A 15607-nucleotide genomic window follows, 5' to 3' on the forward strand; every position below is an offset into this window, starting at 1 on the left:
CGACAGGACCATGAACGACCTCACCGACACCGCGCCCCTCGTCCTGCTGCCCGCCGTCGACGTCGTCGACGGCCAGGCCGTGCGCCTCACCCAGGGCGAGGCCGGCAGCGAGACCGGCTACGGCGACCCCGTCGCCGCTGCCCGCACCTGGCGCGACCAGGGTGCCGAGTGGATCCACCTCGTCGACCTCGACGCAGCGTTCGGCCGCGGCGACAACCGCAAGGTGATCGCGCACGCGATCCGCGAGGTCGAGGGCGTCTCCGTCGAGCTGTCCGGCGGCATCCGCGACGACGCCTCGCTCGAGGCGGCGCTGGCGACCGGTGCCGCACGCGTCAACCTGGGCACCGCGGCCCTCGAGAACCCGGGCTGGGCGGCGCGGGTGATCGGTGAGTACGGCGAGCAGATCGCCGTCGGGCTGGACGTCCGCGGGACCACCCTCGCGAGCCGCGGCTGGACCGAGGACGCCGGTGACCTGTGGGAGGTCCTCGACCGGCTGGAAGCCGCCGGGTGCGCCCGGTACGTGGTGACCGACGTCACGAAGGACGGGACGCTGCAGGGGCCGAACGTCGAGCTGCTCCGCCAGGTGTGCGACCGGACCGACCAGCCCGTGGTGGCGTCCGGCGGGATCTCCACCCTCGACGACCTCCGTGCCCTGCGCGAGCTCGTGCCGTTCGGGCTCGAGGGCGCGATCATCGGCAAGGCGCTGTACTCCGGAGCGTTCACGCTGCCGGCCGCGCTCGACGTCGCGTCGGACTAGCGCCGTGTCGGGCATCTCGAACGGCCGCGGCGCCGGGCCGGAGCCCGACGACGCCCACACCCCGGGCGGCGCTGCCGACTCGGCGGGCTTCGCGTGGGAGGGTCGCACCTTCGACCACCACGACACCGCGTTCGCCGACGACGACGGGCTCGCCGACCCCGACGTCGTCGCCGCGATCCAGGGGCTGTCGGGCGGAGCGTCCCAGGCGGCGGTCGTCGCGGCCCTCCGCAGCGCCCGGCTGCTCATCCCGCTCATCGCCGAGGCCGGCGACCTGGGGGAGACCGACGCGGGCAAGCTCGTCGACAAGACGCAGGAGCTGTCGATCGTGACGGTCGCGGGTCCGGACGGGCGCAGCGTCATGCCGGCGTTCACCTCGGTCGACGCCATGCACGCGTGGGACGCGGACGCCCGGCCCGTGCCGGTGGAGTCCCGCCGGGTGGCGATGGCCGCGGCGAGCGAGGACACGCAGCTCGTCGTGCTCGACCCGAAGTCGCCCACCGAGTTCGTGCTGCGCCGACCGGCGGTGTGGGCGCTCGGGCAGGACCTGCCGTGGACCCCGTGCTTCGAGGACCCCGAGGTCGCGCAGGCCTTCGCCGCCTCGGTCGAGGGGGAGCCCAGCGTCGCCCGGGTCGAACTCGCCGCGGGAGACCCGGTCGGCCGGTTCGCCGGGCCGGAGCTCACCGTCGGGCTCGCCCTGCTGCCGGGACTCGACCAGGCGGACGTGCAGGCTCTGGTCGGACGACTGCAGGCACGGTGGACGACGGACGCCGTCGTCGCGGACCGGGTGGACAGCATGCGGGTCGCGCTGCGCCCCGCCTGACGGTCTGGAGGCACCGCCGGCGTCCCCGAGACCGGCTGCGGTCGGTGCGGCGGTGCGACCAGGGCCGGCGGGGCGTCGCCGGTACGATGGCCGGGTGAGCACGAACCCGACGACCAACCCCACCGGCGCGACCACCCACGGTCCGACGGGGCGTCCCGTCCGGGTGTTCCCCGTGCCCGAGGAACTCGACAGCACCGGACCCGCCCGCATCATCGCGCTCTGCAACCAGAAGGGCGGCGTCGGCAAGACCACGACGGCGATCAACCTGGGTGCGGCGCTCGCGGAGTACGGCCGGAAGGTCCTGGCCGTCGACTTCGACCCGCAGGGCGCCCTGTCCGCCGGCCTCGGTGTCCGCACGCACGACATCCACACCGTCTACGACCTGCTGATGGGCTCCGTGAAGGACCCGAACCAGGTCATCCAGCCGACGAACACCCCGGGGCTCGACGTCATCCCGGCGAACATCGACCTGTCCGCGGCCGAGGTGCACCTGGTCAACGAGGTCGCCCGCGAGCAGATCCTGGCGAGCGTGCTCCGCAAGGTCGCGAACGACTACGACGTGATCCTGGTCGACTGCCAGCCGTCGCTCGGCCTGCTCACCGTGAACGCCCTGACCGCGGCGCACGGCGTGCTCATCCCGCTCGAGTGCGAGTTCTTCGCGCTGCGCGGTGTCGCCCTGCTCATCGAGACGATCGACAAGGTGCGCGACCGGCTCAACCCCGCCCTCAAGCTCGACGGCATCCTGGCGACCATGTACGACTCGCGCACGCTGCACTCCCGCGAGGTCATGGAGCGCGTCGTCGACACCTTCGACGACCGCGTGCTCGACACCGTCATCGGCCGGACCGTCAAGTTCCCGGACGCCACCGTGTCCGCGCGGCCGATCACGCAGACCGCGCCGGAACACCCTGCCGCCCACGCCTACCGGCAGCTCGCACGAGAGCTCGTCCAGCGTGGCGCCGTCGCCTGACGCGGGGTTCCGGGTCCGGCTCGCCAACTTCGACGGGCCGTTCGACCTGCTGCTGTCGCTCATCACGAAGCACGAGCTCGACATCACCGAGGTCTCGCTCGGCGCCGTGACGGGGGAGTTCATCCAGTACGTGCGCCAGGCGGAGTCCGCCGACGAACTCGACGAGGCGAGCGAGTTCCTGGTCGTGGCCGCGACCCTGCTCGACCTGAAGATCGTCGGCCTGCTGCCCCAGGGCGAGCTCGTCGACGCCGAGGACGTCGCCCTGCTCGAGGCACGCGACCTGCTGTTCGCCCGGCTGCTGCAGTACCGGGCGTTCAAGCAGGCGGCCGAGTGGTTCGGGGAGCGGTGGGGCGTCGAGTCCCGCCGCCACAGTCGCAGGGTCCGGCTCGAGGAGCGGTTCCGTGCCCGGACCCCGGAGCTCGTCTGGACCCTGTCGGTGCAGGACTTCGCCGCGCTGGCGACGCTGGCGTTCGCTCCGCGGGAGATCCCCACGGTCGGGCTCGACCACCTGCACGCGCCGCTCATCAGCATCCGCGAGCAGGCCGCGATCGTCGTGTCGATCCTGCGCACACGCCAGGGCGAGGGGGTCTCGTTCCGGGAACTGGTGGCGGGTGTCGACCAGACGGGTATCGTTGTGGCTCGCTTCCTCGCGATCCTCGAGCTGTACCGGAACGCGTCGATCTCGTTCGAGCAGCTCGAGCCGCTCGGGGAGCTGACACTGCGGTGGACCGCCGAGGACTGGTCCGACGAGAGCCTCGCGAACCTGGGAGCCGACTATGACGGATGACGTGCACGACGTCTCCAGCGCCGAACCCGGCGGTGCCGACGAGATGGCCGACGCCCGCGCGATCGAGCAAGAGATCCACGACCGCGCCGTGCACGAACCGACCGCGATCCCGATCGACCGTCAGCTCGAGGCCATCCTGATGATCGCCGACGAGCCGCAGTCGCTCGTCGCCCTCGGTGCCGCCGTCGGCGCGCCCGTCCCCGCCGTCCGCCAGGCGGTCGAGCGCCTGGTCGCCGACTTCGACGGTGTCGACGGCACGGTCCGCCGTGGCTTCGAACTGCGCGAGGTCGGCGGTGGCTGGCGCTTCTACGTCCGCCAGGACCTCGACCCGGTGGTCGAGCAGTTCGTCGAGGCGGAGCGTCCATCGCGCCTGTCGCAGGCCGCCCTCGAGACCCTCGCGGTCGTCGCCTACAAGCAGCCGATCACCCGATCACAGATCGCCTCGATCCGCGCCGTCAACGTCGACGGTGTCGTCCGAACCCTGGTCGCGCGCGGTCTGATCGAGGAGTCGTTCACCGACGCCGAGACCGGCGCCATCAACTACGTCACGTCCGATCTGCTCCTGCAGCAGCTCGGCATCAACTCGCTCGACGAGCTGCCGCTCATCTCGCCCCTGCTGGACGACGGTGCGGACGGCTTCGAGCAGAAGGAAGGGATCCCCGATGGCCGGGTTTGACGACCGGGGGCGCACGCCCCGAGACCGAGACGACCGCAACGGACGATCGGGAGGCCCGGATCGCTCCGGCCGCCCGGCCGGCGGACGCGGCGGGGCCGGCTCCGGTGCCGGTGGCCGCTCCGGCGGGACCGGTCGCGACGACCGTGGGTACGGTCGCGACGACCGCGGGGGCGCACGCCCACCGCGTGACGACGACCGCCGGGGCGGGTACCCGTCGCGGGACGACCGCGCCGGTGGTGGCGACCGTGGTGGCTACCGGGGTCGTGACGACCGTGGGGGCTCAGCGCCCCGTGACGATCGTGGCGGGTACCGGGGTCGTGACGACCGTGCCGGTGGTGGCGACCGTGGTGGGTACCGGGGCAGCTCCGCGCCGCGTGACGACCGTGGTGGCTACCGGGGTCGCGACGACCGCGGGAGCGCGGCGCCGCGTGACGACCGTGGCGGCTACCGGGGCAACTCCGCCCCGCGCGACGACCGTGGCGGGTACCGGGGTCGCGACGACCGCGGCAGCTCCGCGCCCCGCGACGACCGTGGTGGGTACCGCGGCCGTGACGACCGCGCTGGTGGCGGCGACCGTGGCGGATACCGCGGCAACGCGGCTCCGCGTGACGACCGCGGTGGGTACCGCGGTCGCGACGACCGCTCCTCGGCCCCGCGCGACGACCGCGGCGACAGCCGTGGCCGCTTCGTCGGGCGTGACGACGACCGGCGCCGCGACGACCGCGGCGGGTACGTCCGCCGCGACGACGACCGCCGTGCCGACCGCGGGCGCGACGACCGCCGCGACGCCCGGAGCCGTGACGACCGCGGCCCCGACGGGCAGCAGAGCCGCGTCTGGCACAACGGCCGTCGCTACGTCGGCGGCACCACGAGCGTGCGCAACAGCGACCGCACGACGCCGAAGCCGAGCGGCCAGCGCGACGACCGCGGCCGCCCGGCCGAGGGCACGCCCGAACGGCCGATCATCGAGGACTGGGACGCGACCGACGGAAGCCCGTCCGCCGGGGGCGATCCGGGCCTCCAGGCCGATGGCGAGCGCCTGCAGAAGGTGATCGCCGCTGCGGGCGTGGCATCCCGTCGCGTCGCGGAGAACCTGATCGTCGAGGGCCGCGTGACGGTCAACGGCGAGGTCGTCGACGCCCTCGGGCGTCGCGTCGACCCCGAGACCGACGCGATCGCCGTCGACGGCGTGCCGGTGCAGATCGACTCGTCGCGGCGGTACATCGTGCTCAACAAGCCGACGGGTGTCGTCTCGAGCCTGCAGGACGAGCGCGGTCGCCGCGACCTGACCGAGTTCGTGGACCGCTACGAGGAGCGCCTGTTCAACGTCGGCCGGCTCGACACCGAGACGTCCGGGCTGCTCGTCCTGACGAACGACGGCGACCTGGCGCACGTGCTGGCGCACCCGTCGTTCGGCGTGCAGAAGACGTACATCGCGAAGGTGCACGGCAACGTGAACCCGGCCGTGGTGCAGCGCCTGACCGAGGGCGTCGAGCTCGAGGACGGGCCGATCAAGGCCGACAAGGTGCGGCTGCTCGAGTCCTCGCGGGGGGAGTCGCTCGTCGAGATCACGCTGCACTCCGGGCGCAACCGCATCGTCCGCCGCATGCTCGAGGCCGTCGACCACCCGGTCCTCGAACTCGTCCGCCGGTCGTTCGGGCCGCTGCACCTGGGCAGCCTGCCGCCAGGCAAGATGCGCGAGCTGGGGACGGTCGAGGTCGGCAAGCTGCTCAGCACCGTCCGTGACGCGAAGCCGTCCGCGCGTGACGACCGCGACGTCGCCCTCGACCAGGACGACGAGTACGAGGACGAGTCGGCGGACTGACCGACCCCGAGGCCCGGGCATCGACCGACGCCCGGGCCTCGCTCGGTAGGCTTGCCCGGTGACCGACCTGACCACGACCGACATCAACCGCCGTCTGCGCGGTCCGGTCCGGGTCGTGGGTGCCGGGCTCCTCGGTGCCTCGATCGGGCTGGCCCTGCGCGAGAAGGGCGTGGACGTCGTCCTCGACGACGTCTCACCCGCAGCGTTGGCGCTCGCCGTCGACTACGGCGCCGGGCGTCGACCCGCTGCCGGCGACCAGCCGGAGCTCGTCGTCGTCGCGGTGCCGCCGGACGTCGTCGCGACCGTCGTCGAGCGCGAGCTCGCCGCCCACCCGGACGCCGTCGTGACGGACGTCGCGAGCGTGAAGTCCGGGCCGCTCGCTGCCCTGGTGGCTGCGGGAGCGGACGTCACCCGCTACATCGGGTCACACCCCATGGCGGGGCGGGAGCGCAGCGGCCCGACCGCCGCCCGCGCCGACCTGTTCGTCGGACGCCCGTGGGTGATCGCCGGGCACGACGCCATCACGTACCAGCGAGCCGCCGTGGTCGAGGACCTGGCGCTCGACGTCGGCGCCACCGTGGTGCCGATGGAGCCGGAGTCGCACGACCTGGCGGTCGCCTACGTCTCGCACGCGCCGCAGATCGTGTCGACGCTCATGGCGTCCCGGCTGCGCGACGCCCCGGACGGCTCCCTCGGTCTGGCCGGCGGCGGTGTCCGTGACGTGACCCGCATCGCCGCGAGCGACCCTGGGCTGTGGGTGCAGATCATCGGCGCCAACGCCGGGCACATCCGTCCGGTGCTCACCGACCTGCGCGACGACCTGTCCCGGGTGATCGACGCACTGGGGGATCCCGAGGCTGCGGGCGCCCCGCGCACCATCGCGGAGACCATCGCCGACGGCAACCGCGGCGTCGAACGGCTGCCGGGCAAGCACGGCACCACCAAGCGCTTCGCCCAGGTGGTCGTCCTCGTCGACGACACCCCCGGGCAGATCGCCGCGCTCCTGACGTTCATCGGGGAGATCGGGATCAACCTCGAGGACATGCGCCTCGAGCACTCACCGGGCGCGCAGATCGGCATCGTCGAGGTGTCGGTGCTGCCCGAGCAGGAACAGCGACTCGTCGAGGAACTCGAGGGGCGCGGATGGAGGATCGCAGCAGCATGGGCCTGAACGACGACACGAACGCAGCGACGCACGACTCGGGTGTGACCGGGGGACCCGACGGTCCCGACTCCGGCCTGCCGACGCCCGGTACCGGTGCCGGCGGTCCGCTCGGCGGCCCGGGTGACGGCTCCGGCGGCGACGGCGGCCCGCTCGGCGGTCCCGCCGGTGGTCTCGGTGAACCGGGCGGCGAGCCGGGCTCGACCAGCGCCCCCGTGCCGTCCGGCCTGGCCGACGGCGCCTACGTGGCGAAGATCGTCATCGCGGTCGACGGTCCCGCCGGCAGCGGCAAGTCGAGCGTGTCCCGTGCCGCCGCCCGTGTCCTGGGCTACGGCTACCAGGACACCGGCGCCGCCTACCGTGCCCTCGCCTGGCACGCCCTGCAGCAGCGGGTCGACCTCGACGACGCCGCGGCGGTCCTGGCGAGCTGGGACACCTTCGACTACGCGATCGGCACCGACCCCGACGACTACTACGTGACGGTGGGGGAGACCGACGTCACCGAAGCGATCCGCACCCCCGACGTCACCGGCGCGGTGGCCCACATCGCGAAGCTCCCGGACGTGCGGAAGCGCCTGGTGCAGCTGTTCCGGAACGTGATGCGGAAGACCGACGCCCCCGGGATCATCACCGAGGGACGGGACATCACCACGGTGGTCGCCCCGGACGCCGAGGTGCGGATCCTGCTGACGGCCGACGAGTCCGTTAGAATGGCCCGACGCTCGGCAGAGGTCACGACCCAGTCGGCCGCCGAGACCTCCGCAGCACTCGCTCGTCGCGACGCGGCGGACGCGAAGGTCGTCGACTTCATGAACGCTGCTGACGGCGTCACGACGCTCGACTCCACCGACCTCGACTTCGACCAGACCGTGCAGGCGGTCGTCGACCTGGCCCGCGCGGCCACGCACTGACGCAGACCGGACGGCCTCGGCCATCCGGTGACGCACTGACGCAGACCGGACGGCCTCGGCCATCCGGTCACCACGGCCGGACTCCGGCCCGGCCGGGAACGGCCACCGACACCGCGGCCCCGGCCGCTCGCGAGGAACCCAAGATGGCTCAGCAGGACAACCCCGACAACGACGACTTCCCCGAGTACGACGACGCCCTGGGCGCACGGCTCGCCGGGCTCGACGAGGACGAGGCCGAGCAGCGCGCCACCGCGCTCCGCGCCGGGCTCGAGGAGTACGACCTCGAGGACGAGGACCTCGCCCTGCTCGAAGCAGGCCAGGTCGGCGAGGACGGCCTGCACTACCTGCCGGCCTACCCGGTGCTCGCGATCGTCGGCCGCCCGAACGTCGGCAAGTCCGCTCTGGTCAACCGCATCCTCGGCCGCCGTGAGGCCGTCGTGCAGGACGTCCCCGGCGTCACCCGCGACCGTGTCAGCTACAAGGCGGAGTGGAACGACAAGCGCTTCACCCTGGTCGACACCGGCGGGTGGGAGCCCGGCGCCGAGGGCATCAACGCCTCCGTCGCCGCGCAGGCCGAGGTCGCGATCGACCTGGCCGACGCCGTGCTCTTCGTCGTCGACGTCACGGTGGGCATCACCGCCACGGACGAGCACGTCGTGAAGATGCTCCGCGGCACCGACCGCCCGGTCATCGTCGTCGCGAACAAGTCCGACGACGACCGCCGCGACCTCGACGCCTACGAGCTCTGGAACCTGGGCCTCGGCGAGCCGCACCCGGTCTCCGCGCTGCACGGCCGCGGCGTCGCGGACCTGCTCGACCTCATCATCACGACGCTGCCCGACACCTCGGCCGTCGCCAAGCAGGAGGTCGGCGGTCCCCGTCGCGTGGCCATCCTGGGGCGCCCGAACGTCGGCAAGAGCTCGCTGCTCAACAAGGCCGCCGGTGAGGAGCGCGTCGTCGTGAACGACCTCGCCGGCACCACCCGCGACCCGGTGGACGAGCAGATCGAGCTCGGCGGCAAGGTGTGGCGCTTCGTCGACACCGCCGGCATCCGCAAGCGCGTGCACCTGCAGCAGGGCGCGGACTTCTACGCGTCGCTCCGCACCACCGCCGCGCTCGAGAAGGCCGAGGTCGCCGTCGTCGTCCTCGACGTCACCGAGCCGGTGTCCGTGCAGGACCTGCGCATCATCGACCTCGTGCTCGAGTCGGGCCGTGCGCTCGTGCTGGCGTACAACAAGTGGGACCTGCTGGACGACGACCGTCGCCGCTACCTGGAGCGCGAGATCGAGCAGGACCTGGCGCACGTCGCCTGGGCCCCGCGCGTGAACATCTCGGCCCGCACCGGTCGTCACCTCGAGAAGCTGGTGCCGGCGCTCGAGACCGCCCTCGAATCGTGGGACACCCGCATCCCGACCGGCAAGGTCAACGCCTTCATCGCCGAGCTCGTGCAGGAGCACCCGCACCCCGTGCGCGGTGGCAAGCAGCCCCGCATCCTGTTCGGGACCCAGGCGTCGAGCCAGCCGCCGACGTTCGTGCTCTTCACGTCGGCGTTCCTCGACCCGCAGTACCGACGGTTCATCACCCGTCGTCTCCGCGAGGTCTGGGGCTTCTCCGGCACCCCGATCAACGTCAACATGCGGGTGCGCGAGCGCCGGAAGCGCTGAGCCCACCCCTGTCACACAGAACGCGCCCCGATCCGTCGGGGCGCGTTCTGCGTCTCTGCGCGGGGCGCGGTGCACGTCGCTCTCCGGTCCGTGCGCGGTCTGGAGGCCCGCAGCCGGTCCGGCGCATCGGTGCGGCATCATGAGGGCGTGCGGATCGGGCGGTGGGCAGCGGAGCGACGTCGGCTCGCCCTGGTGAGCGGCCTCGTCGCCGTGGTCGTCGTGGGTTCGGTGTCCCTCTGGACGGTCTCGCACGAGCCCGTCCACGACGACACGGTCACCCGCGCCGACCCGATCGACTCCGAGCCGGCGCGGTCGCCGGGTGTCGGGCTGCGACCCGCCAACGGCCTCGGGGACCCGGTCGAGCCGGAGCCAGTCCGTCCCGTCGACGACTCGCCGATCGACCCGTGGTGGCTCCGCGTCCCGCCGGTCGCCGGTGACATCGTCGGCATCGGAGCGGATTCGTCGGGACACGTCCGGATCGCCGGGAGCACCGACGACGAGACGCTGGCCGTGCAGATCGACCACCTGGAGACCGGAGTGGGCGGGCCGGTCGACGTGGTGCTCTCCGCGGGGACGGTCCGCGGTGGGACGAAGCCGATGTGGACCCCGGCCGGGGAGTCGTTCGCGCTGTTCCAGGCCGACGGGGTCGAACAGGGACTGACCGTCGTGCTCGCTGACCCGTGGGAGCTGCCCGACGAGGTCCGCTCCCTCGTCCTGCTCGACGCCGGGACCGGCACCGTGCTGGGCGGCGCGGCACTCCTCCCGGCCGGCTGAGCGGCGTGCGCTGGCCGACCCCGGACGACATCGTCGTGGTCGTACGACGTCGACGCTGTCGTTCGGCGTCGGTGGGGGTGCCCGCCGCGTCCGCCACCGCCCTCGGGATGCGGCACCATGGACTCGTGACGCAGCAGAACGACGGACTCGGTGTGCTCGCCGACCGCATCTGGTGCCGACTGCGCCTGGACCGGCTTGCCGGCGGGCGACAGGGCGGGTACGTCATCCGCGAGGACATGCTCGACCACCCCGACACCGTGCGCTCCTTCCGGTGGATCCGGTGGCTGCTCGTCGCCGAGACCGTCGTCGGGGCCGCCGCCGTGGTGATCGCGGTCCTGCTCACACACGCCGGTCAGACCGTGCCGTGGGCCGTCTGGTTCCGCGCCACGGTCGTGCTGCTCATCACCTTGACGCTCTACGTCTTCGCCTGGCGTGCGCAGGTCGGGTACTACTGGGCCTACCAGCGCATGCGGTTGTTCAGCCGCATCTTCCCGATCGTGACGCTCGTCGTCGCCGCGATCCCCGGGCTCTACCCGTTCTGGATGGTCCTGGAGCAGATCGTGTTCTCGGTGCTCATGGTCGGCATCGGTGACGTGCTCACGTCGGACCACATGCGCGCCACCTTCCCCAAGCCCGTGCGGCGGTAGCCGACCCGTCCACGGGGTTGCATCGAGAGCACCCGTGTCGCCCCGGCCTCGCTACGATCGAGGCCACGGGGGTGGACTGTGAAACTCAAGGTGACCATCGCGGACGCGGGGATCGAGCGTGACGTCGTCGTCACCGCGGACGTCACGGCGACGATCGGCAGCGTCGCGGAGCGGCTGGCCGGTGGACGGGGCACGCAGACCGGCGTGCCGCTGACGCTGCGGGTGTGGCTGCCCGACCGTCCGCAAGCGCGACTGCTCAACCCGTCTGCGAGCGTGCACGAGTCCTCGCTCCGGTCCGGTTGCCGAGTGCAGGTCGTCCCCGCCACCGACCGCCGTCGTGGGGACGACGTCGAGGACGCCCCCGCCGCGGTCGTGCAAGTCCTCTCCGGGCCCGAGGCGGGCAACGAGTACACGCTGTCCCAGGGCGTCAACCTGATCGGGCGCGACGCGATGGCGCAGGTCTACCTGGCCGACGACGACCAAGTGTCCCGTCGCCACGCGTCGGTCACGGTGGGCGAGACGATCGAGGTCGTCGACCTCAACTCCGCGAACGGCGTCGCCGTCGACGGCCGGTTGATCGCACGTTCCTTCGTCGGACCGGACGCCGTCGTCCAGGTCGGCGGCTCCACCCTGCGGATCCTCCCGCTGTCCACGTCACCCCTGGCGGTCGCGCCTGGTGCCGTCGGGGCCGACCACACCGAGTTCTCCCGTTCGCCGCGCGTCGATCCCGCTCACCGCGGCAAGGACTTCACCCTGCCGGAGATCCCGGTGCCCGGCGAGAGGCCGCGGCTGCCGGTCATCGCGATCCTCGCACCGGTCATCCTCGGCGGTGTGCTGTTCCTCGTGACGAAGCAGCCCTACACGCTCATCTTCATCGCGCTCTCCCCGGTCATCATGATCGGCACCTGGATCGACCAGCGCGTGCAAGACCGACGGCGCAAGCGCGACGAACGGCAGCGGTTCGAGGAGTCCCTCGAGGACACCGGTGCCCGGCTCGCGACTGCCCGTGCTCACGAGGTCGAGGCGCGCGTTGCCGAGTCTCCGGCGCCCGCGGTCGTCACCGCCGCCATGCGTGGCCGTTCCGAGCTCCTCTGGACCCGGAAGCCCGAGCACACCACGTTCCTCGAAGTGCGCTTCGGTGCGGGGGAGCAGCCGTCCCGATCGACCGTCGTGATGCCGTCGAAGAACTCCGGCAGCGTCGACGACTGGAACCGAGCCGAGGCGCTCGCCGACGAGTACGCGACCGTCGGCCCCGTCCCCGTCGTCGAGACCTTCGAGCGAGCCGGCGCCATCGGCGTCGCCGGCACCGGTCTGGTCGCCGACGACGTCGCCCGGTCGCTCGTCGTCCAGCTCGTCGGTCTCCACAGCCCGGCGGACCTCGTCGTCACCGCCTTCGCCGGCGGCACCACGACGGACCAGTGGGCGTGGCTGAAGTGGCTGCCCCACGTGGACTCGCCGTACAGCCCGTTGCGCTCCGCCGGGCTGGTCCGCGACTTCGCGGGCGCGTCGACCCTGCTCGCCGAACTCGAGGGCCTCGTCGCCACCCGCCGCGCGGCCGGCGTGGGCCGCGGCGAGCACGTGCGTTCACGCATCGACGAGAGCCGTGCGCTCGACGAGGAACACGGCGAGTCCGTCGACCGGCTGCCGGCAACGCCCGCCGTCGTCGTCCTGGTCACCGCCGAGGCACCCGCGGACCGCGCTCGACTCGTCGCCCTGGCCGAGGAGGGCCCCGACTACGGCGTCCACCTGCTCTGGTTGGCCTCGACCCTCAGCGCGCTGCCCGTGGTCTGCCGCACGTACGTCTCCCTCGACCGGGCGTCGGGCACGGCGACCGTCGGCTTCGTCCGGTCCGGGCAGTCCGTCGTGCTCGACGAGCTCGACCGGGTCGACAGCATCGAGGCCGCGACCGTCGCCCGGTCGATCGCGCCGGTGCAGGACTCGGGCGCGCGGGTGCTCGACGAGACCGATCTGCCGCACAGCGTCGCGTTCGTCGACCTGTACGAGGGCGACGTCGCCGGTGACGCCGGAGCCGTCGTGAGCCGGTGGTCGAAGAACGACAGCCTGACTGCCGACTGGGTGCCGGGTGCCGGTCGCGAGTCGGGCGGCATCCGCGCGGTGGTCGGGCAGGGTCCGAGCGAGCCGCTCGCCCTCGACCTCCGCGCCCACGGCCCGCACGCACTCGTCGGCGGCACAACCGGTTCGGGCAAGAGCGAGTTCCTGCAGACCTGGATCATGGGCATGGCGGCGGAGTACTCGCCGGACCGGGTCACGTTCCTGCTCGTCGACTACAAGGGCGGCGCCGCCTTCGCGGAGTGCGTCGGCCTGCCGCACACCGTCGGGCTGGTCACCGACCTCAACCAGCACCTGGTCCGACGAGCGCTGACCTCGCTCCGGGCAGAGCTCCGGTACCGCGAGCACCTGCTCAACGAACGCGGTGCGAAGGACCTCGTGACGCTCGAGCAACGGGGCGACCAGGCGGCTCCGCCCGCGCTCGTCATCGTCATCGACGAGTTCGCCGCGCTCGCGTCGGAGATCCCCGAGTTCATCGACGGGGTCATCGACGTCGCCCAGCGCGGACGCTCCCTCGGGTTGCACCTGGTCATGGCGACGCAGCGTCCGAGCGGCGTGATCAAGGACTCCCTCCGGGCGAACACCAACCTGCGCATCGCGCTCCGCGTGGCCGACCCCGTCGACAGCGAGGACGTCCTCGGCGTCTCGGACGCTGCCTTCTTCGACCCGGGCACCCCGGGCCGCGCCGCGGCGAAGATGGGGCCTGGGCGCGTGCTCGACTTCCAGACGGCATACCTGGGCGGCCGGTCGGACGACGTCGTACACGAGCCCGACGTCGAGGTGCAGGAGTTCCCGTTCGGCCCCGGCACCGTGTGGCCCAGCGCGCCGAGGGCTCCGCGCGACACGAGCCGCGCGAAGGACATCGAGCGGCTCGCCGCGACGATCGCCCGGGCCGCTGACGAACGGGCACTCGCCGTGCCCCGCAAGCCGTGGCTCGACCAGCTGCCGGACACCATCGACCTCGGGGCGCTGCCCGCGTCGACCGGTTCGACCCTCGTCGTCGGCACCGTCGACGTCCCCGAGTCACAGCAGCAGACGCCCTTCGGCCTCGACCTGGACCTGATCGGCAACCTGGCGGTCCTCGGTGCGGGCGGCGCGGGCAAGTCGGCGACACTCCGGGCGGTCGCCGTCGCAGCCTCGGCGGTGGCCGACCGTTTCCCCGTACAGATCACCGGGCTCGACTTCGGCGGCGGAGGACTCAGCATGCTCGAGGCCCTGCCCACGGTGGGGACCGTCATCAGCGGGCCGGACGACGAGCGCATCACGCGCCTCCTGGGCGACCTCGAGGTGACCATCTCGGATCGGTCCGCGCGGTTCGCGGCCGCGCGTGCCGCGAACATCAGCGAGTACCGGGCGGTCACCGGCTTTGCGGAACCGCGCATCCTCGTGCTCATCGACGGCATGGGGGCGTTCCGCAACGAGTACGAGTTCCGACCCGGCTCGCAGCAGGTCTTCGACCAGGTCGTCGCCATCGCGGCCACCGGGCGCGCGCTCGGCGTGCACCTGGTGATGTCCGCGGACCGGATGGGAGCGTTCCCCTCGAACCTGCAGGCCGCGATCGGCGAGCGGATCGTCCTGCGCCTGGCGAGCGAACTCGAGTACATCGCGGCGGACGTGGCCGCCGACGTGCTCGAGGACGCCGTCGCGGGGCGTGGCCTCGTCGACGACCACGAGGTCCAGCTCGCCGTGCCCGCCGGCACTGCCGACCTGGTCGTGCAGGACGCCGCCGTGTCGTCGCTCGCCACCGCGCTCGTCGCCCGAGGTGTCGCCGTCGCGCCGCCCATCCGGCGCCTGCCGGCCGTGGTGGACCGAGCGTCCCTGCCGGCGTCGGTCGGCGGTCGGCCGACGATCGGTCTGGCCGACGACACCCTCGCGCCCATCGGGATCCCGGGCGACGGCCTCTTCGTCGTGACCGGTCCCTTCGGCTCCGGGCGCTCCACCACCATGCAGACCCTCATCCGGTCCGTCCGCCAGACGTGGCCCGAGCGGCCCGCGCACCTCATCGTCGGTCGCCGGTCGGTCCTGCGGGACGCCACGGCGTGGACGTCGGCCTCGACGGACGGCTCCTCGGCGGAGACCCTGGCGTCCGAGCTCGCGACACGGCTCGAGAGCGCCACGCCCTTCGACGACGCCGAGCCGATCATCGTGATCGAGAACGTCGGCGACTTCGAGGGCCTGCCGGCCGAGGGCCAGGTGGCTCGGCTCATCAAGGCCGCGCGCCGTGCCGGCATCTTCGTGCTCGCCGAAGCGGACACGGTGACGGCGCCGAGCGCCTGGCAGCTGTTCGGAGAACTGAAGACCGCCCGTGCCGGCATCGCTCTGCAACCCGAGGAGACCGACGGGCTGACGCTCTTCCGCACCGCGTTCCCACGGGTGACGCGCTCGGACTTCCCGGTCGGTCGCGGGATCATGGTCGAGTCCGGGCGGATCACCCGGGTACAGGTCGCTCACACCCTCGAGGCGAAGGTGACCCACTAACAGGGGGTAGACATCGCGTGCGCGAGGTTTTGTCACGTGGTGGTACGTTGAACGGAGCCGCCGGAG

The 15607-nt window shown here is 72.6% G+C and carries 12 protein-coding genes; all 12 read left to right on the forward strand.

What is annotated here, in order from left to right; genetic code table 11:
* The first annotated feature begins 10 nt into the window (after nt 1–10).
* Complete coding sequence (gene priA / locus I8920_RS05385) at nt 11–757, forward strand: bifunctional 1-(5-phosphoribosyl)-5-((5-phosphoribosylamino)methylideneamino)imidazole-4-carboxamide isomerase/phosphoribosylanthranilate isomerase PriA (protein ID WP_198658122.1); 747 nt, start codon at nt 11–13, stop codon at nt 755–757.
* 4 nt (nt 758–761) lie between these two features.
* Nucleotides 762–1577, forward strand: coding sequence for an SseB family protein (locus I8920_RS05390; protein ID WP_198658123.1), 816 nt, complete (start codon nt 762–764; stop codon nt 1575–1577).
* Nucleotides 1578–1671: 94 nt separating this feature from the next.
* Nucleotides 1672–2547, forward strand: coding sequence for a ParA family protein (locus tag I8920_RS05395; RefSeq protein WP_198658124.1), 876 nt, complete (start codon nt 1672–1674; stop codon nt 2545–2547).
* Nucleotides 2531–3334 carry a segregation and condensation protein A gene (locus I8920_RS05400; RefSeq protein WP_232832833.1) on the forward strand — a complete coding sequence of 268 codons (804 nt, stop codon included), beginning with the start codon at nt 2531–2533 and terminating at the stop codon, nt 3332–3334. The genes I8920_RS05395 and I8920_RS05400 overlap by 17 nt, the downstream gene beginning before the upstream one ends.
* Nucleotides 3324–4010, forward strand: a complete 687-nt coding sequence (gene scpB, locus I8920_RS05405) for an SMC-Scp complex subunit ScpB (RefSeq protein ID WP_232832834.1) — start codon at nt 3324–3326, stop codon at nt 4008–4010. Before I8920_RS05400 ends, scpB begins: the two co-directional genes overlap by 11 nt.
* A gap of 1039 nt (nt 4011–5049) precedes the next feature.
* Complete coding sequence (locus I8920_RS16170; RefSeq protein ID WP_232832865.1) at nt 5050–5835, forward strand: pseudouridine synthase; 786 nt, start codon at nt 5050–5052, stop codon at nt 5833–5835.
* A gap of 58 nt (nt 5836–5893) precedes the next feature.
* The gene (locus I8920_RS05415; RefSeq protein WP_198658126.1) at nt 5894–7006 is read left to right on the forward strand and encodes a prephenate dehydrogenase; all 1113 of its coding nucleotides are present in this window, start codon (nt 5894–5896) and stop codon (nt 7004–7006) included.
* Nucleotides 7007–7212: 206 nt separating this feature from the next.
* Nucleotides 7213–7908, forward strand: a complete 696-nt coding sequence (cmk, locus tag I8920_RS05420) for a (d)CMP kinase (RefSeq protein WP_442873582.1) — start codon at nt 7213–7215, stop codon at nt 7906–7908.
* 143 nt (nt 7909–8051) lie between these two features.
* Nucleotides 8052–9572 (forward strand): ribosome biogenesis GTPase Der, encoded by a 1521-nt coding sequence (gene der / locus I8920_RS05425; RefSeq protein WP_198658128.1) that lies wholly within the window; start codon nt 8052–8054, stop codon nt 9570–9572.
* Nucleotides 9573–9719: 147 nt separating this feature from the next.
* The gene (locus tag I8920_RS05430) at nt 9720–10346 is read left to right on the forward strand and encodes a hypothetical protein (RefSeq protein WP_198658129.1); all 627 of its coding nucleotides are present in this window, start codon (nt 9720–9722) and stop codon (nt 10344–10346) included.
* Between the two features lie 125 nt (nt 10347–10471).
* A complete protein-coding gene (locus tag I8920_RS05435) occupies nt 10472–10993 on the forward strand; it encodes a hypothetical protein (protein WP_198658130.1) in 522 nt (173 codons plus the stop codon).
* Nucleotides 10994–11083: 90 nt separating this feature from the next.
* Nucleotides 11084–15541: an FtsK/SpoIIIE domain-containing protein gene (locus I8920_RS05440; RefSeq protein WP_198658131.1), complete on the forward strand. Its 4458-nt coding sequence runs from the start codon at nt 11084–11086 to the stop codon at nt 15539–15541.
* The last annotated feature ends 66 nt before the right edge of the window (nt 15542–15607 follow it).

It is taken from the genome of Curtobacterium sp. YC1, assembly GCF_016267665.1.
In the GTDB taxonomy this organism is placed as follows: Bacteria; Actinomycetota; Actinomycetes; order Actinomycetales; family Microbacteriaceae; genus Curtobacterium.

Bases quoted from the DNA above. Each gene is read 5' to 3' on its own strand.
- der (WP_198658128.1), top strand. From the start codon at position 8,052: ATGGCTCAGCAGGACAACCCCGACAACGACGACTTCCCCGAGTACGAC.
- priA (WP_198658122.1), top strand. From the start codon at position 11: ATGAACGACCTCACCGACACCGCGCCCCTCGTCCTGCTGCCCGCCGTC.
- scpB (WP_232832834.1), top strand. From the start codon at position 3,324: ATGACGGATGACGTGCACGACGTCTCCAGCGCCGAACCCGGCGGTGCC.